This window comes from Lysobacter enzymogenes, assembly GCF_900106525.1.
Lineage (GTDB): Bacteria > Pseudomonadota > Gammaproteobacteria > Xanthomonadales > Xanthomonadaceae > Lysobacter > Lysobacter enzymogenes.
In genome coordinates, this window is sequence record NZ_FNOG01000006.1 from 112,263 (window position 1) to 129,177 (window position 16,915).

Annotated in this window: 17 protein-coding genes; 13 read left to right on the forward strand and 4 right to left on the reverse strand. The window is 70.2% G+C overall.

Annotated elements, in window-relative coordinates:
* Positions 1 to 120 precede the first annotated feature (120 nt).
* Entirely contained in the window at positions 121 to 741 is a 621-nt protein-coding gene (locus BLU84_RS15920; RefSeq protein WP_074869381.1) for a TetR/AcrR family transcriptional regulator, read from the reverse strand.
* 308 nt (positions 742 to 1,049) lie between these two features.
* On the opposite strand from BLU84_RS15920, the gene ndk reads away from it, so the two are divergent.
* The 11 genes from ndk to aroQ all read left to right on the forward strand — a co-directional run bounded on the left by ndk (position 1,050) and on the right by aroQ (position 12,582).
* Complete coding sequence (ndk, locus tag BLU84_RS15925) at positions 1,050 to 1,475, forward strand: nucleoside-diphosphate kinase (protein ID WP_074869384.1); 426 nt, start codon at positions 1,050 to 1,052, stop codon at positions 1,473 to 1,475.
* A 201-nt stretch (positions 1,476 to 1,676) separates the two neighbouring features.
* Positions 1,677 to 2,858, forward strand: coding sequence for a dual-specificity RNA methyltransferase RlmN (gene rlmN / locus BLU84_RS15930; RefSeq protein ID WP_074870264.1), 1,182 nt, complete (start codon positions 1,677 to 1,679; stop codon positions 2,856 to 2,858).
* Positions 2,848 to 3,699 carry a tetratricopeptide repeat protein gene (locus BLU84_RS15935; protein ID WP_083382686.1) on the forward strand — a complete coding sequence of 284 codons (852 nt, stop codon included), beginning with the start codon at positions 2,848 to 2,850 and terminating at the stop codon, positions 3,697 to 3,699. The genes rlmN and BLU84_RS15935 overlap by 11 nt, the downstream gene beginning before the upstream one ends.
* Positions 3,696 to 4,520, forward strand: a complete 825-nt coding sequence (locus tag BLU84_RS15940) for a helix-turn-helix domain-containing protein (RefSeq protein ID WP_425479398.1) — start codon at positions 3,696 to 3,698, stop codon at positions 4,518 to 4,520. The genes BLU84_RS15935 and BLU84_RS15940 overlap by 4 nt, the downstream gene beginning before the upstream one ends.
* Positions 4,521 to 4,661: 141 nt before the next feature.
* Positions 4,662 to 5,291, forward strand: a complete 630-nt coding sequence (locus BLU84_RS15945) for a YfgM family protein (RefSeq protein WP_074869391.1) — start codon at positions 4,662 to 4,664, stop codon at positions 5,289 to 5,291.
* Positions 5,291 to 6,538, forward strand: a complete 1,248-nt coding sequence (bamB, locus tag BLU84_RS15950; protein ID WP_074869394.1) for an outer membrane protein assembly factor BamB — start codon at positions 5,291 to 5,293, stop codon at positions 6,536 to 6,538. Before BLU84_RS15945 ends, bamB begins: the two co-directional genes overlap by 1 nt.
* Positions 6,539 to 6,830: 292 nt before the next feature.
* Positions 6,831 to 8,231, forward strand: coding sequence for a ribosome biogenesis GTPase Der (gene der, locus BLU84_RS15955; RefSeq protein ID WP_074869397.1), 1,401 nt, complete (start codon positions 6,831 to 6,833; stop codon positions 8,229 to 8,231).
* Positions 8,232 to 8,692: 461 nt separating this feature from the next.
* Positions 8,693 to 9,283 (forward strand): molybdenum cofactor guanylyltransferase, encoded by a 591-nt coding sequence (gene mobA / locus BLU84_RS15960; RefSeq protein ID WP_074869401.1) that lies wholly within the window; start codon positions 8,693 to 8,695, stop codon positions 9,281 to 9,283.
* Between the two features lie 140 nt (positions 9,284 to 9,423).
* A complete protein-coding gene (locus tag BLU84_RS15965; protein ID WP_074869404.1) occupies positions 9,424 to 10,650 on the forward strand; it encodes a molybdopterin molybdotransferase MoeA in 1,227 nt (408 codons plus the stop codon).
* 203 nt (positions 10,651 to 10,853) lie between these two features.
* Entirely contained in the window at positions 10,854 to 11,990 is a 1,137-nt protein-coding gene (gene moeB / locus BLU84_RS15970) for a molybdopterin-synthase adenylyltransferase MoeB (protein ID WP_074869408.1), read from the forward strand.
* A 31-nt stretch (positions 11,991 to 12,021) separates the two neighbouring features.
* Complete coding sequence (aroQ, locus tag BLU84_RS15975) at positions 12,022 to 12,582, forward strand: gamma subclass chorismate mutase AroQ (RefSeq protein WP_074869412.1); 561 nt, start codon at positions 12,022 to 12,024, stop codon at positions 12,580 to 12,582.
* 88 nt (positions 12,583 to 12,670) lie between these two features.
* On the opposite strand, the gene BLU84_RS15980 is transcribed toward aroQ, so the two are convergent.
* Both BLU84_RS15980 and BLU84_RS15985 read right to left on the reverse strand, forming a co-directional pair.
* A complete protein-coding gene (locus BLU84_RS15980) occupies positions 12,671 to 13,051 on the reverse strand; it encodes a RidA family protein (protein ID WP_083382689.1) in 381 nt (126 codons plus the stop codon).
* 81 nt (positions 13,052 to 13,132) lie between these two features.
* Positions 13,133 to 13,912 (reverse strand): alpha/beta hydrolase, encoded by a 780-nt coding sequence (locus BLU84_RS15985; RefSeq protein ID WP_074869415.1) that lies wholly within the window; start codon positions 13,910 to 13,912, stop codon positions 13,133 to 13,135.
* A gap of 291 nt (positions 13,913 to 14,203) precedes the next feature.
* On the opposite strand from BLU84_RS15985, the gene BLU84_RS15990 reads away from it, so the two are divergent.
* Positions 14,204 to 15,268, forward strand: a complete 1,065-nt coding sequence (locus tag BLU84_RS15990) for a DUF2272 domain-containing protein (protein WP_083382691.1) — start codon at positions 14,204 to 14,206, stop codon at positions 15,266 to 15,268.
* Between the two features lie 201 nt (positions 15,269 to 15,469).
* Here BLU84_RS15990 and BLU84_RS15995 read toward each other — a convergent pair whose 3' ends face one another.
* Positions 15,470 to 15,805 carry a DUF1244 domain-containing protein gene (locus BLU84_RS15995; RefSeq protein ID WP_074870269.1) on the reverse strand — a complete coding sequence of 112 codons (336 nt, stop codon included), beginning with the start codon at positions 15,803 to 15,805 and terminating at the stop codon, positions 15,470 to 15,472.
* A gap of 121 nt (positions 15,806 to 15,926) precedes the next feature.
* Here BLU84_RS15995 and folD point away from each other — a divergent pair, with 121 nt between their 5' ends.
* On the forward strand, positions 15,927 to 16,817 hold the full coding sequence (gene folD, locus BLU84_RS16000; RefSeq protein ID WP_074869422.1) for a bifunctional methylenetetrahydrofolate dehydrogenase/methenyltetrahydrofolate cyclohydrolase FolD: 891 nt from the start codon (positions 15,927 to 15,929) through the stop codon (positions 16,815 to 16,817).
* Positions 16,818 to 16,915 lie beyond the last annotated feature (98 nt).

Consider the following 16,915-nt stretch of genomic DNA (forward strand, 5'->3'; position numbering starts at 1 on the left):
AAAGCGCGATGGAGCGAAGCGAAGACTTTCGTGGCGGAGGTGTTCGGCGGCGGGAGGTACGGGACCGGGCGCGACGCGCTCCGGCGGCGCGGCCCCCGCCGGGGCCGGCGCCTGCGCCGCTCAGCTCTTGAAGCCGGCGGCGGCGAAGCGGATCAGTTCGCGCGCGGCGCGTTCACGGTGCGCCTGTTCGGTGACACCGGCGGGACGCTTGATCAGGCCGAAGTCGGCCATCGCATAGGTCAGCGAGCCGGCCAGGAAGTCCAGGCGCCAGTACAGCTCTTCCTTGCTCAGCCCCGGCACCGCGGTGGCGATGGCCTTGGCGAACTCGCGCAGCACGTGGCCGTAGTGGTCGGACAGGAACTTGCGCAGACTGTCGTTCTTCTCGGCGTAGGCGCGGGCGATGACCCGGACGAAGGCGCCGCCGCCGTTGCGGTCCTGGGCCAGGGCCAGGGCCGGCTCGACGAAGGCGGCCAGGATCGGCTCCAGCTCGCCCGGATGCTCGGCCAGCGCCGCCTTCAGCGCGCTCATGCGCTGGGTGGTCATCTCGTCCATGCGCCGGCGGAACACCTCGTTGACCAGGTTTTCCTTGCTGCCGAAGTGGTAGTTGACCGCGGCGATGTTGACGTCGGCGCGGCTGGTGACCTGGCGCAGCGAAGTGCCGGTGAAGCCGAACTGGGCGAACAGTTCTTCGGCGGCGCCGAGGATGCGGTCCTTGGTCGAGAAATGGGCGGTGCTGGACATGCGGTCGGGCGACTCCGGGACGCGGCCTGGGCCGGGTGGCAAGGCGGACGTGAATCAAACGCTTGTTTGATGCTAGTCCGGGCGCGGGCCTGCGGTCAATCCGGTGGCGTATGTCGGGCTGCCGACGGCGGCGAACGGCAAAGCCGGGCAGGGCGGGAGTCGCTCGCGTGCGCGTCGCGCCCACTCCCGAATCGCCGCGCATGCATGTAGAATTACCGCAGCCATATCGGCTAAACCCGCGTCCCGTCGCGGGTTTTCTGTTATTCTCAGGGCCGACCGCAAGCGGCCCGCCTACCCGGAGAGATTCCATGGCGCTGGAGCGCACCCTGTCCATCATCAAGCCCGACGCCGTCGCCAAGAACGTGATCGGCGAGATCTACACCCGCTTCGAAAAGGCCGGCCTCAAGGTCGTCGCCTCGAAGATGAAGCACCTGTCGAAGCAGGAAGCCGAAGGTTTCTACGCCGTGCACCGCGAGCGTCCGTTCTTCGCCGCGCTGGTCGAGTTCATGATCAGCGGCCCGGTGGTGATCCAGACGCTGCAGGGCGAGAACGCGGTGCTCAAGCATCGCGATCTGATGGGCGCCACCAACCCGAAGGACGCCGCGCCGGGCACGATCCGCGCCGACTTCGCCGACAGCATCGACGCCAACGCCGTGCACGGTTCGGACAGCCTGGAGAACGCCGCGATCGAAATCGCGTACTTCTTCCCGGCCACCGACGTCTACGCGCGCTGATCCGCTTCGCGCTGCTGCGTTCCGCGCCGGTCCGCCGGCGCTGAACCCAGCGACCAACACGAGACCGCAGTGAACGAAATTCGCGACAACGCCAACGCCAGTCCCGCCGCCGCCGACGCGCAGGCCGCGGACGATGCAGCGCGCGTCGACGCGAACGCCGCTGCGGTTGCGGTCGCGGCGCCGGCGCGACCCGCCGCCGCCGTGCCCGACAACGGCAAGACCAACCTGTTCGACCTCGACCGCACCCAACTCGAGGATTTCTTCGAGCAGAGCCTGGGCGAGAAGCGCTACCGCGCGCACCAGGTGATGAAGTGGATCCACCACCGCTACGTCACCGATTTCGACGGCATGACCGACCTGGGCAAGGCGCTGCGCGCCAAGCTCGAAGCCAACGCGCAGGTGCGCGCGCCGATGGTCGTGTTCGACAAGCCCTCCACCGACGGCACCCACAAGTGGCTGCTCGGCATGGACCCGAAGAACGCGATCGAGACGGTCTACATCCCCGACAAGGGCCGCGGCACCCTGTGCGTGTCCTCGCAGGTCGGCTGCGCGCTCAACTGCCAGTTCTGCTCGACCGCCACGCAAGGCTTCAACCGCAACCTGTCCACCGCCGAGATCATCGGCCAGGTGTGGGTCGCGGCGCGCCATCTCGGCAACGTCCCGCACCAGCAGCGCCGCCTCACCAACGTGGTGATGATGGGCATGGGCGAGCCGCTGGCGAACTTCGACAACGTGGTGCGCGCGATGAGCATCATGCGCGACGACCTCGGCTACGGCCTTGCCAACAAGCGGGTGACGCTGTCGACCGCCGGCATGGTGCCGATGATCGACAAGCTCGGCGAAGTCAGCGACGTGTCGCTGGCGGTGTCGCTGCACGCGCCCAACGACGAGCTGCGCAGCGAACTGGTGCCGCTCAACAAGAAATACCCGATCGCCGAGCTGATGGAAGCCTGCGTGCGCTACGCGCTGCGCAAGCGCGGCACCTCGGTGACCTTCGAATACACCCTGATGAAGGGCGTCAACGACCAGCCCGCGCAGGCGCGGCAACTGGTCCGCCTGCTGCGCCAGTTCGACAACGCGGTGCAGATGAAGGACGCGGCCAAGGTCAACCTGATCCCGTTCAACCCGTTCCCCGGCACCCGTTTCGAGCGCCCCGACGACGCGGCCATCCGCGCCTTCCAGAAGCTGCTCAACGAGGCCGGCATGATCGCGCCGGTGCGGCGCACCCGCGGCGACGACATCGACGCCGCCTGCGGCCAGCTCAAGGGCCAGGTGATGGACCGCACCCGGCGCCAGGCCGAGTTCCGCAAGCGCCTGCAGGCGCAGGGGCTGGACGAGGGCGCCGGCCGCGGCCGCGGCGGGGAGATCGGCGATGCCGCTTGACCGGCCGCTGGGTTCGGCCTGCGGTCGCCTGCTGGGCGGCCTGATCCTGTCCGCGCTGGTGCTGGCCGGCACCGCCGCCTGCAACCGCCTGTCCTTCATCAAGCCGAACATGCAGCGCAAGGGCTACGACCAGACCGGCCCGAGCTACGACTTCAAGAACGACCGGCACGCGCCGAGCGGCGCGGCCGCGGCCAGCGGCCGGGTCCTGTCGGCGCAGCGCTACCTGCAGGCCGGCGACGAGGCCAAGGCGCGCGACGAGCTGCGTCAGGCGCTGAAGTTCGATTCCAAGTCGGTCGAGGCCTACAGCCTGATGGCGCTGATGGCCGAGCGCGACGGCAAGAACGCCGAGGCCGGCGGCTACTACCGCAAGGCCGCCACGCTGGCGCCGGAGCGCGGCGCGGTGCTCAACAACTACGCGGTCTGGCTGTGCGCGAACCAGCAACCGGGCCAAGCCCTGGGCTATTTCGATCGCGCCCGGGTCGACCCGACCTACGCCGATCTGGCCGTGCTGCTCGCCAACAGCGGCGCCTGCGCCGACCGCGCCGGCGAGGGCGAACGCGCCGACCGCGACCTGCGCCAGGCGCTCGCGCTGGAGCCGGCCAACGCCACCGCGCTGAGCGCGATGGCCAAGCGTCAGCTGCGCCTGGGCAAGGCCTTCGAGGCGCGTGCTTTTTCTGAACGCCGTCTGGCCGTGGAACCTATTTCAGCTGAAGCGCTGATGACTGCGTCACAAATCGAAGAAAAACTCGGCGACAGGGCTGCCGCCGCGAGATACGTTCAGCGAATGAGGGCGGAGTTCCCTGACGCGCAGGGCTCCGAATCGGGGGATGGCGGTAAGTGATGATGCAGTCGAACGAATTCGCGCCTGAAGTCGGCGGAAGCTGCGGCGCGCGTCTGAAACAGGCCCGCGAGGCGGCGGGGCTGTCGATCGAGGACGTGGCCGCGAAGCTCAAAATGCCCGCGCGCGCGATCCAATCGCTGGAACAAGACGACTTCGCCCGCATCGGCGCGCCGGTGTTCGTGCGCGGACAGTTGCGCAGCTATGCGCGCCTGCTCGGCGTCGACCTGGAAGAGCAACTGGTCGCCAGCCCGATCGCCTCGACCGCGCCGTCGGAGCTGATCAGCCACACCCACACCCCGCGCTACCGCCGGGTGTTCGAACAGACCACCCGCCGCGCCGTCTACATCGTCATGACCGCGGCGATCGCGGTGCCGATCTGGATCGCCACCCGTCACCCCGCCGGCAACTCGGCGGTGCAGTCGCTGGACATGGCCGCGCTGCCGGCCGGCGACGCCGCCCAGCTCGCGCGTCCGGCGGCCGAGCCGGCGCAGCGCACCCCGGTCATCGCCTCCATCGGTCCCAGCCTGCCGCCGGCCGCCGCGCCGGCGCCGGGGGCGAAGTCGCTGACCTTCAAGTTCAGCGGCGACAGCTGGGTGCAGATCGTCGGCAACGACGGCCGCAAGCTCGAGGAAGGCATCCTCGGCGCCGGCCAGGAGCGCAGCTACGCGCCGGGCGAAGTCGCCAACGTCCGCCTCGGCAACACCGCCGCGGTGGAAGTCCTCAACGCCGGCCAAGCGGTCGATCTGACGCCGTTCAGCCGCGCGAACGTCGCGCGCTTTACGCTATCCTCTGACGGTTCCCTCGCGCCGGTCTCCGACTGACCCGCGCCGCGGGTCCGCGAACGTTCCGTACCGGTTGCTGCGCGACCGGTTTCCCGGCCTGTTTCCTTCACGGCCCGTTCGGCCCGTTTGCCGCGCTGCGCGCGGCGTCGGCCCGTTCAGGCAGCACAACCACGGCGCATCATGGCGATAGACGACCTGCTCGACGAACACGAACAAAGCGAACGCGTGCTGTCCTGGCTGCGCGCCAACGGCGCCGGCCTGATCGGCGGCATCGCCCTCGGCCTGGCCGCGATCGGCGGCTGGAAGTGGTGGGGCAATCGCCAACTCGAGCAGAGCGTGCAGGCCGCCGGCCAGTACCAGGCCGCGGTCGACGCGATCGACGCCAAGGACAAGGCCGCCGCGGCCAAGGTCCAGGCGCTGCCGGAGAGCATGTACCGCACCCTGGCCGCGCTCGACCTGGCCAAGATGCAGGTCCAGGGCGACCAGCGCGACGCCGCCATCGCCACCCTGCGCGGAATCAAGACCGACGACGCGGCCATCGCCGAGATCGTCACCCAGCGCCTGGCGCGCCTGCTGATCGACGCCAAGCAGCCGGCCGAAGCGATCAAGGTGCTGGCCCAGTCGACCCAGCCGCTGGCGCTGGAAGTGCGCGGCGACGCGCAGTTCGCGCTCGGCAAGCAGGATCTGGCGCGCAAGGACTACACCGACGCGCTGGCCAAGCTCGACGAAGCCTCGCCGCGCCGCCGCCTGCTCGAACTCAAGCTCACCGAAGCCGGCGGCACGCCGGCCAAGCCCGAGGCCAAGTCTTAATGATCCAAGCCCAGAAAACCTCTTCCGGCGGCGCCTTCGTGCGCGTCGCCGCCGCCGCCGCGTTGTGCGCGTTCGCCCTGAGCGGATGCTCGACGGTCAAGGGCTGGTTCGGCGGCAGCAAGAAGAAGGACGACGCCAAGCCCAACGAGCCGACCGAGCTCGTCGATTTCGCCCCGAGCGTCAAGGTCGACAAGATCTGGTCGGTCAACGCCGGCAAGGGCGAGGACCGCATCGGCGTGCGCCAGGGCCCGACGGTCGCCGACGGCCGCGTGTATGCGGCGGCGATCCGCGGCGGCGTGCATGCCTACGACCTGCAAACCGGCAAGGAAATCTGGCACTTCGTGCCGACCCGCAAGGACAAGAAGGACCGCGAGAAGAAGGATAAGGAGATCCGCCTGTCCGGCGGTCCCGGCGCCGGCGACGGCCTGGTCGTGATCGGCGGCCTGGAGGGCGAGGTGATCGCGCTCGACGCTGCCACCGGCGAACAGAAGTGGACCGCCAAGGTGCCCAACGAAGTCATCGCCGCGCCGAGCATCGGCCTGGGCATGGTGTTCGTGCGCTCCAACGACGGCCGGGTGACCGCGTTCGACGCCGCCAGCGGCGAGCGCCGCTGGTTCTGGACCCGCGACGTGCCGATCCTGACCGTGCGCGGCAACAGCTCGCCGACGCTGGGCCCGGGCTATGTGTTCGTCGGCAACGACGACGGCACCGTGCAGGCGCTGGCCGCCGGCGACGGCCGCCCGACCTGGGACCTGCCGGTGGCGCAGCCCGAGGGCCGCAGCGAGCTCGACCGCATGGCCGACATCGACGGCGCCCCGGTGCTGGAAGGCTCGGTGCTGTACGCGAGCAGCTTCAAGAAGCAGACCGTGGCGATCGACGCGCCGACCGGCCGGCCGATGTGGGCCAGCGAGCACGGCGGCGTCGGCCGCATGGGCGTGGCCAGCGACAAGCTGATCGTCGCCGACCCGGCCGGCGTCGTGTACGGCCTGGACAAGAACAGCGGCAGCGCGCTGTGGTCGCAGCCGTCGCTGGGCCGTCGCGACCTCAGCGGCGCGGCGGTGCAGGGCGACTACGCCGTGGTCGGCGACTTCGACGGCTACGTGCACTGGATGAAGCTGTCCACCGGCGAGTTCGCCGCGCGCGCGCGCGCCGGCCGCAAGCCGCTGAAGGCGGCGCCGGTGGTGGCCGACGGCATCTTGATCGTGCAGAACGTCAAGGGCGGGCTGACCGCGTTCAAGTTGCAATAAGGCCGGGAGCCGGGAATCGGCACCGGGCGATCGTGCGGCGCGGCGGCTTCGAGCCGCGCCGGCCCGCCTAGCCCGAGTCCGGTTTTCAGGTTCCAAGCGCAAGTCGGCCCGGGCGGCGTGTAGCCGTTCCGGGCCGTTCGTTTTCTCGGCCGGGCCTGCTTTCGCCCGGTCCGCCCGGCCGGTGCGAAGGCGTCTTCGCGCCCGCTCTGGCACTATGTCGGCGCTTTCCGGCCGCCTTCGCGGCGCCGTGGCGCGATTTCCAATTCCTATTCTCCCATTCGGTTTCAACACCATGCTCCCGCTAGTCGCCCTCGTTGGCCGCCCCAACGTCGGAAAATCCACCCTGTTCAACGCGCTCACGCGCAGCCGCGACGCGCTCGTCCACGACGAGCCGGGCGTTACCCGCGACCGCCATTACGGCGTGTGCCGGCCCGAGGGCCAGCGCGCGTTCGCGGTGGTCGACACCGGCGGCATCGCCGGCGAGGAGCAGGGCCTGGCCGGCGCGACCGCGCGCCAGGCGCGCGCGGCGGCCGAAGAGGCCGACCTGGTGCTGTTCGTGGTCGACGGCCGCGAAGGCGCCTCGGCGCTGGACGACGAGATCCTGGCCTGGCTGCGCAAGACCGCGCGGCCGACCCTGCTGGTGGTCAACAAGACCGACGGCCTCGACGCGGCCGCGGCGATCAACGACTTCGCCCGCTACGGCATCCGCGACGCCATCGCGATTTCGTCCGCGCACCGCCAGGGCCTGGACGAGCTGCTGGCCGAAGTGCTGTCGCGCGTGCCCGAAGAGGGCGCGACCGCCGAGCTGGACAACGACCCCAACCGCATCCGCGTGGCCTTCATCGGCCGCCCCAACGTGGGCAAGTCGACCCTGGTCAACCGCCTGCTCGGCGAGGAGCGCATGATCGCCTCCGAAGTGCCGGGCACCACCCGCGACTCGGTCGCGGTCGACATGGAGCGCGACGGCCGTCTGTACCGGCTGGTCGACACCGCCGGCGTGCGGCGCAAGTCCAAGGTCGAGGAAGCGGTCGAGAAGTTCTCGATCATCAAGACCCTGCAGGCGATCGAGCAGTGCCAGGTCGCGGTGGTCATGCTCGACTGCACCGAAGGCGTGACCGATCAGGACGCCAGCGTGCTCGGCTACGCGCTCGACGCCGGCCGCGCGCTGGTGGTCGCGGTCAACAAGTGGGACGGGCAGACCGAATACCAGCGCCAGCAGACCGAGAACCTGCTCAAGCGCAAGCTCGCCTTCGTCGAGTGGGCCGAGCCGGTGCGCATCAGCGCCAAGCACGGTTCGGGCCTGAAGGAACTGTTCGCGGCGATCCATCGCGCGCACGCCTCGGCGACCACCGAGATCGGCACCAGCGAGGTCACCAAGGCGATGGAGATCGCCTACGAGACCAACCCGCCGCCGGTGGTGCGCGGGCACGTGGCCAAGCTGCGCTTCGCCCATCCGGCCGGCACCAACCCGCCGACCTTCGTCGTTCACGGCACCCGCCTGCGCACGCTCAGCGACAGCTACAAGCGCTACCTGGAGAACTTCTTCCGCAAGCGCTTCAAGCTGGTCGGCACGCCGGTGCGGTTCGTGTTCAAGGAAGGCAGCAATCCGTACGAGGGCAAGAAGAACGTGCTGACCGAGCGGCAGGTGGCGAAGAAGAAGCGGCTTATCCGGCACGTCAAGCGCGGCAAGTGAGGTCGGGCGGGGGCGCTGGTCGGGCCCGCGGCGGTCTGAGCGAGCTCGCGACGGACTAAGCCGAAGCGAAGATCAAAATGGGTTCTGGCTTTCGCCGGAATGACGGACTTGGGGCGCGTAGCCGCTTCCGATACCGTCATTGCGACAGGTGGTGAAGAAGAAGCGGTTGATCCGGCACGTCAAGCGCGGCAAGTGTGGTCGGGCTGGATCGCTGGTCGGGCCCATGGCGGTCTGAGCTAGCCTGCGGCTGTCTAAGCCGAAGCGAAGATCAAAATGGATTCCGGCTTTCGCCGGAATGACGGAATGGGAAGCGCGTCGCCGCTCCCGACACCGTCATTCCGGCGAAAGCCGGAATCCATTTTGACTTTGCCCCGCACGCTCGTGCCGCAACCCGCGGCACATCGACAGCGCGAGCGCCAGCGAGCGCGCACAATGCGGTTTTCCAGCCCGCCACGCCGCGCATGCCCATCGCTCCCGCCGATCTCACCCTGGGCCTGCTCGCCGGCGGCCGCGCCACCCGCCTGGGCGGGCGCGACAAGGCCTGGCTGCGGCGCAAAGGCGAGTTCCAGGTGCTGCGTCTGGTGCGCGCGTTCGCGCCGCATGTCGCGCAGGTGCTGGTCAGCGCCAACCGCGACCTGCCGCGTTACGCCGCGAACGGCCTGCGCGCCGTCGCCGACCGCGCGCCCGACCTCGGCCCGCTCGGCGGCCTCGACGCGCTCGCCGCGGTCGCGGACACGCCGTGGCTGCTGAGCGTTCCGGTCGACGCCTTGCGCGCCGATGCCTCGCTGCTGAGCGCACTGGAAGCCGCGCAAGCCGGGCAGGGCGCCTTCGCCGTCGACGACGACGGCGTGCAGCCCTTGTTCGCGCTGTGGCCGCTGGCGCCGCTGCGCGCCGCGCTGGCGCCGGCCCTGGCGCAGCGGCGGCTGGCGGTGCGCGAGTTGCAGGCCGCGCTCGGCATGGCGGCGCTGCGCCTGCCCGGACTACGCTTGGGCAACCTCAACACGCCGGCGGATCTCGCCGCGGCCGGCGTCGACGCCGATCCGATCGATTGAGTGCGCGATGGCGACCGATACCTTCCTGCCGATTGCGCAAGTTCGTTTCTGCAAGCCGATCTTGTAAGCCCGTTTCGCAAACCCGCCCCAACAAGCTCGGCCCCGCGAACCCGATCCCGAGCCCCCAGCAAGAGCCCGCCATGACCGATTTCCCCACCGGCCTGCTATTCGACGACGCGATGCGTCTGACCGCCGAGGTCGCCGCCGCGCACCGCCTGGAGACCGAATACCCGGCGCTGCCGCGCTGCCACGGCCGCGTGCTCGCCGCCGACGTGGTCGCGCCGCTGGCGCTGCCGCCGTTCGACAACAGCGCGATGGACGGCTTCGCCTTGCGCCACGCCGACCTGGCCGACAACGAAAGCGAAACCGAACTGCGCCTGATCGGCGAACAGTTCGCCGGCCTCGCCCTGGACCTGACGCTGGGCGCGGGCGAATGCGCGCGCATCACCACCGGCGCGCCGCTGCCGGCCGGCGCCGACACCATCGCGATCAAGGAGAACGTACGCGTCGACGGCGCGCGCGTGTTGGTGCCGCCAACCCGGCGCGGCCAGCACGTGCGCTACGCCGGCGAAGACGTGGGCGAGGGCGAGACGGTGCTGCGCGAAGGCCAGACGCTGACGCCGGCGCGGGTGTCGCTGGCGGCGTCGCTGGGCCTGTCGTCGCTGCCGGTGCGGCGCAAGCCGACGGTGGCGGTGTTCACCAGCGGCGACGAACTGGTCGAGCCGGGCATGCCGCTGCAGCCGGGGCAGATCTACGACAGCAACCGCGACCTGCTGATGGGCCTGCTGCGCGCCGACGGCCTGGAGCCGACCGCGTGGCCGCGTCTGCCGGACGATCCCAGGCAGGTCGAGATCGCCCTGCGCGACGCCGCCTGCGCGTTCGATCTGGTGTTCACCTGCGGCGCGGTGTCGGCCGGCGAGAAGGACCACATCCCGGCGGTGCTGGCGCAGTTCGGGCAAATCCATTTTTGGAAAGTGAAGATGCGGCCGGGCATGCCGCTGCTGCTGGCGAGCATGGACCAGGCGCGTTTCCTCGGCCTGCCGGGCAATCCGGTGTCGGTGCTGGCGACGTACTTGAGTTTCGGGCGCGCGCTGATCGACGGCTTGCAGGGCCGCGTCGAGCCCCGGCCGAAGCTGCGCGCCCGGTTGGTCGGCGGGATCGAGAAGAGCCACCCGCGCCGCGAGTTCGTGCGCGCGCGGCTGCGCAGCGACGAGGACGGGGTGTTGTGGGTCGATCCGAATCCGGCCACGGGCTCGCATCGATTGCGCGCGGCGGCGGATTCGGATGCGCTGATGGTGGTGACGGAGGGGGCGCAAACGTTGGGCGAGGGGGCGGTGGTGGAGGTGTGGCCTTACGCGTTGGGGTAGGCCCTCACCCCAACCCCTCTCCCGCGAGCGGGAGAGGGGCTTGTAACGCAGCTTCCGGGGTCGAGCCAACAAGACAGAGCGAATTCGAGCCCCTCTCCCGCCTGCGGGAGAGGGGTTGGGGTGAGGGACCACCCGCCAACCCACGCAACGCTCCATCCCCGCGTTCCCCCGCCGCCTCGCCCGCGAAAGCGGATAATCCCCGCATGAGCATCGAACAGATTTCCCCCGCGCAGGCGCGCGCCCGCCAGCAGGCCGGCGCGATCCTGATCGACGTGCGCGAGGCGCACGAGCGCGCCAGCGGCCAGGCCGAGCACGCGCTAGGCGTAGCCAAGGACGCGCTCCAAGCCGATCCCGCCGCCACCGTCGCCGATCGCGACGCCGCCATCGTGCTGATCTGCCAGACCGGCGCGCGCTCGCTGCGCGCCGCGCAGGCGCTGCTCGACGCCGGCTACGCACGCGTGGCCTCGGTCGACGGCGGCACCGCGCGCTGGATCGCCGAAGGCCTGCCGCTGGCGCCCTCGCACCAGTCGGCCGACGAGATCGATTTCTACGACCGCTACTCGCGCCACCTGCGCCTGCCCGAAGTCGGCGAGGCCGGCCAGCGCAAGCTGCAGGCCGCGCGCGTGGCGATGGTCGGCGCCGGCGGGCTGGGCTCGCCGGCCGCGTTCTATCTGGCTGCGGCCGGCGTCGGCACCTTGGTGTTGGCCGACGACGACGTGGTCGACCGCAGCAACCTGCAGCGGCAGATCCTGCACACCGAGGACCGCATCGGCTTGCCCAAGGTCGAGTCGGCGAAGATCGCGCTGCACGCGCTCAACCCGCGTCTGCGCGTGGAGACCTTCGCCGAGCGCATCACCTCCGACAACGTCGAAGCGCTGATCGGCGCCGCCGACGTGGTCTTCGACGGCGCCGACAACTTCCCGGTGCGCTATCTGCTCAACGACGCCTGCGTGAAGCTGGCCAAGCCGCTGGTGTACGGGGCGATCCATCGTTTCGAAGGGCAGGTGAGCCTGTTCGACGCCGGCCGCCATCGCGGCCAATGCCCGTGCTACCGCTGCCTGTTTCCGGAACCGCCGCCGCCGGAAGCGGCGCCCAACTGCGCCGAAGCCGGCGTGCTCGGCGTGCTGCCGGGCGTGATCGGCCTGGTGCAGGCGACCGAAGTGGTCAAGCTGATCCTCGGCCTGGGCGAATCGCTGGCCGGGCGCTTGCTGCATTTCGACGCGCTCGGCATGCGCTTTCGCGAGACCCGGCTGCGGCCGGACCCGGAGTGTCCGGTGTGCGCGTCCGGCCGCGCGTTTCCGGGCTATATCGACTATCAGGCGTTCTGCGCCGCGCCGTGAGCGGCGCGCGCGCGTTCGCGAGGCGGATCGGATGACACTTCATCGCGGCTCGATTTCGGCGCTGGCTCTTGCCGCCGGTCTGTTCGCAGCGGCGGCGCCGGCCGCGCCACAGTTCGTCCCTTCGCCGGGTTTCGGCCGGGTCGCCGAACTCAGTGCCCAGCGGCTGCTGCTGGCCGACCAGGTCGCCGCGAGCAAGCGCGCCACCGGCAAGCCGGTCGAGGACGCGCAGCGCGAGCGCGAGCAACTGGCCAAGGTGCGCGAACAGGCCGCGGCGCGTTCGCTGCCGCCGGAGCGTGCGGCGACGTTCTTCCAGGCGCAGATGGAAGCCAACAAGCTGGTGCAATACCGCTTGCTGGCCGAGCCGGCGCGCGCCGGCAAGCCGGTCGATCTGGCCCCGGTGCGGGAGAAGTTGGATGCGATCAACGCCGAACTGCTGGAGGCCTTGCCCGGCGCCTTGACCGAAGCGCGCGGCGAACACTGCGAGCGGCGCGCGTTCGACGCGCAAAAGCGCGCGGCCAGACGCTATCGGCTGGACGAACTGCACCGCACCGCGCTGGCGCGCGCGTTCGGCGATCTGTGCCGCATACCTTGAGTAGAGCCGACGCACAGCGAAGAGGAGCCAGGAGACAGCGAAAACCGCTTTCGCTATCTCCGAACTCCTCTGAGCTATCTCCTGCTTCTCAGTCCGCCGCGATCGCCTCGATCTCGACCATCCAGCCTTCCTCGTACAAGTCGGCGATGATCACCGTCAGCGCCGGCGTGTACTCGCCGAGCACTTCGCGGCGGATCTCGTAATTGCGCTGGCGCAGGCGCCGCTCGCTGAGATAGGTGGTGACCTTGACCAGGTTGCTGAAGTCCATCCCCGCCTGCTTGAGCTGCTGCTCGACGTTGGCCCAGGCGCGCCGGCACTGGCCTTCGAAATCCTTGGGCAGGATGCACTGCTCGCACTGCGGCAACTGGCCGCTGATGAACAACAAACGCTTGAAGCCGCTGATCTCGTGCGCCTGCGCGTACGACACGTCGTTGGGTTGGATCGCCCTGCGTTGCATCTGCATTTGCATCTTGCGTCCTCCAAGTGAGGCGCGAGCGGCTGCGGGCGCACATCGCGGGCCAGACCTCGCCCGCGCCCGTCGGATCCCGCGCTAGTCGATGAACTCCCTCAAGGCCTGGCCGTACTGCGGATAGCTACCGATGTTGTGATGGTCCGCGCCCTTGAGCTGGACCACTTCCACGCCCTGCGGGCGGGTTTGCAGCGAATGCACCAGACGGCTGGTGTTGGCCGGCGGGATCACGTCGTCGTCGCTGGCGCGCACCACCAGGATCGGGCCGAAGTAGCTGCGCAGGTTGCCGATGGAGTCGTAGCGGTCGCGCACCAGCCAGCGCGTGGGCAGCCAGCGGTAGTGCGCCTGCGCGGTGTCGCTGAGGCTGTCGAACGGGGTCACCAGCGCCAGCCGTTCGACCGGACGCTTGCCGGCGACGTAGCTGGCCACGCCGCTGCCGAGGCTGCGGCCGATCACCGAGATCGGCTGGTGCGGATGTTCGCGCGCGACCTGGTCGAAGATCGCCAGCGCGTCGGCGAACAGCTCCGGCTCGGCCGGCGCGCCGTCGCTGGCGCCGAAGCCGCGATACGACAGCAGGTAGATGGTGCGGTCGGGGAACCACTGCGCCAGGGTCTCGCGCATGTTCTCCACGCGCTCGGCGTTGCCGCCGAAATAGATCAGCGCCTTCTCGCGCCCGGCGTTGAGGCGCCAGCCGCGCAGCACCGCGTCGCCGCGCTCGACCGTGTAGTCGGTCATGTCGGCGCCCAGGCGGGTGTTCTGCGGGAAGTACATCAGTTCGCGTTGCTTGAAATACATCCAGCCGCAGATGCTGAGGTAACCGGCGGCGGCGACGCCGGCGACTGCGGCCAGGGACTGGAACATACGAGGGTTGCGTGCCATCGATTTCGCGGGCCTTGGTGTGCGGGGCGGGGGATGCGCCGGCCGGGCCGCGAACGGCCGCGGGGCGCGAAGTGCGTGTTGCGACGATACCCCGCGCGCGCGCGCGCCGCCAGCGTCGCGCGGCGGAAGCGTTCGCGCTCACGCGCTTTGCACGGAAGATCGCTAGGCTGGCGCAGGCGGGCTCGTCGCGTTCCAGTGTCGAACCTTCCTGCATGACAACCCCGGTCCGCCGCGCCCCCGCGCGCGGGCCGCGACGGTCCGGAGAACGCTCGCATGCCCCGCAGTTCGTTATCGGTTTTGCTTATCCTGGCCGCAGTGTCGGCGCTGTTCGCGCCGTGGAGCGCGGCCCGCGCCGCCGACGCCTGCCCGTCGTTGCGCGACCAGGGCGGCGCGCCCCAGGCCGCGATCCGCATCGCCGCGGCCGCGTGCAGCGAAAACCTGCTCTGGTACCGGCCCTTCATCGACCTGCAGGGACGCCTGGCCAGCGCCTCGGTGAGCGAATCGGAATCCGCGCGCCTGGCCGACGGCGCCACCGAAACCTGGCGCCGCACCGCCAGCTACTGGCGCGAGACCGGCCTGTTGCAGCGCATGAGCGGTTTCGCCGGCGCCGACCAGTGCTTCGAGCCGTACGGCAGCGCGTACACGGCCCAGGCCTGCCGCGCGTTCCTGGTCGACAACCCGTGGTCGGCCGCGTTCGTGTCTTACGTGATGATGAAGGCCGCGATCCCGGGTTTCCGTCCCTCGGCCAGCCATTACGACTATGTGCGCGAGGCCTACCGCAATCCGGACCAGAGCCCGTTCCTGTACCTGGACCCGGCCAGCGCCGCGCCGGCGCCGGGCGACCTGCTGTGCGCGGTGCGTTCGAGCACGCGCGTGTACGGCTACCAGGGGTTGATGGCCGCGCTCGACAGCGGCAACGGTTCGCTGGCGATGCATTGCGACGTGGTCGTCGCGGTCAATCCGAACAACGACGGCAAGGCCTATCTGATCGGCGGCAACGTCCAGCAGGGCGCGACGATGCGGATGATGGCGGTCAACCGCAACGGCCAGTTCTGGCCGCTGCCGCTGCGCAGCGAGACCCAGGTGGAATGCTCGCCCGACACCGCCGCGGCCTGCGACATGAACAAGCTCGACTGGGCGGCGCTGCTCAAGCTCAAGCCCGACGCCAGCCTGGCGACGCTGGCGCCGCCGCTGCCGCTGTTCGCGCCGCAGCAACCGGCGCCGCAGCAGCCGTCGGGCTGCTGCATCAACTGCGTGGTCGGTTCGGGGATTCCGCGTTGTCCGAATCCGAATGCGCCGGCGTTGCAGCCGCAGGGGCAGGCGCCGGTGCAGGATTGAGCGAAAGCTGCGTAGCACCACTGTAGGAGCGGCGCGAGCCGCGACTGCGCCAATCCTTCGCCGGCGAACGCTGGATGTCCCTTCGATGCGTCCGGCCTGTTTTCCAGCATGGCGCGACGGGCGCTTCGTGCGGGCGCGGTCGTTCGATTTTCGCGGTCGCGGCTTGCGCCGCTCCTACAGGGGGGCTATCGGCGCAGCGTTTCAGGCGTGGCGCTTTTGCGCGGCTTCGAACGCGGCCAACTGTTCGGGCGTCGCGTCTTGCTGGTACTTGGCCTTCCATTCGCCGAACGGCATGCCGTAGATCGCTTCGCGCGCCTGGTCCTTGCTCAGCGCGATCCCGCGCTCGCCGGCGGCGTCGCGGTACCAGTCGGCCAGGCAGTTGCGGCAGAAGCCGGCCAGGATCATCAGGTCGATGTTCTGCACGTCGCGGCGCTCGTGCATCAGGTGGGCGAGCAGGCGGCGGAACGCGGCGGCCTGCAGGGCGTCGGTGACGGCGTCCGGGGCGGACGCGGCGGCGGTGGGATCGGTCGGGCTCATGGCGGCGCTCGGGACGGTGGGGCGGGAGGCGCGCAACATCGGCGAAATGCGCGGCGCGGCGAAATTCGGCCGGCCGGATCGGCGATAATGCGCGGCCCGACTCTACCGCAGCCGAGCCCGCATGACGTCTCCCTCGCACCCGGCCCGCATCCTCGACGGCAAACGCATCGCCGAGGAACTGCTCGACAACCTCAAGGCCCAGGTCGACCGCCGCGTCGCCGCCGGGCTGTCGCGGCCGGGGCTGGCGGTGGTGCTGATCGGCAACGATCCGGCCTCCTCGGTGTACGTGCGCAACAAGCGCCGCGCCGCGCAGAAGGTCGGCATCCGCGCGATCGACTACGACCTGCCGGCCGACCCCGGCGACGAGGCGCTGCTGGCGCTGATCGACAAGCTCAACGCCGATCCCGAGGTGCACGGCATCCTGGTCCAGCTGCCGCTGCCCGACCGCCGCGACGCCACCGCGCTGATCCACCGCATCGACCCGCGCAAGGACGTCGACGGCTTCCACCCGGAAAACGTCGGCCACCTGGTGCTGCGCCAGTTCGGCCTGCGCCCGTGCACGCCGCGCGGCATCACCACCTTGCTGGGCTACACCGACCGCCCGGTGCGCGGGCAGAGCGCGACCATCGTCGGCGTCAGCAACCACGTCGGCCGGCCGATGGCGCTGGAGCTGATGATCGCCGGCTGCACCGTCACCAGCTGCCACAAGTTCACCCCGCAGGCGGTGCTGGAGCAATCAGTGCGCAACGCCGACATCCTGGTGGTCGCGGTCGGCCGGCCGGGGCTGATCCCGGGCGAATGGGTCAAGCCGGGCGCGGTCGTGATCGACGTGGGCATCAACCGCCTCGACGACGGCCGCCTGGTCGGCGACGTCGGCTTCGACGCCGCCGCGCAGCGCGCCAGCTGGATCACCCCGGTCCCGGGCGGGGTCGGGCCGATGACGGTGGCCACGCTGATGCAGAACACGCTGGAAGCGGCCGAGGCGGCGGACAAGGCGGCCGGGCGGGGGTGAGGCGGGCGTAGCGCTGAGGGGCGAGGCCGATCTCGGCTTTCCGGAAGCGACCGGCTGAAGTCTCTGGATCCCCGCGTTCGCGGGGATGACAGCCGGTT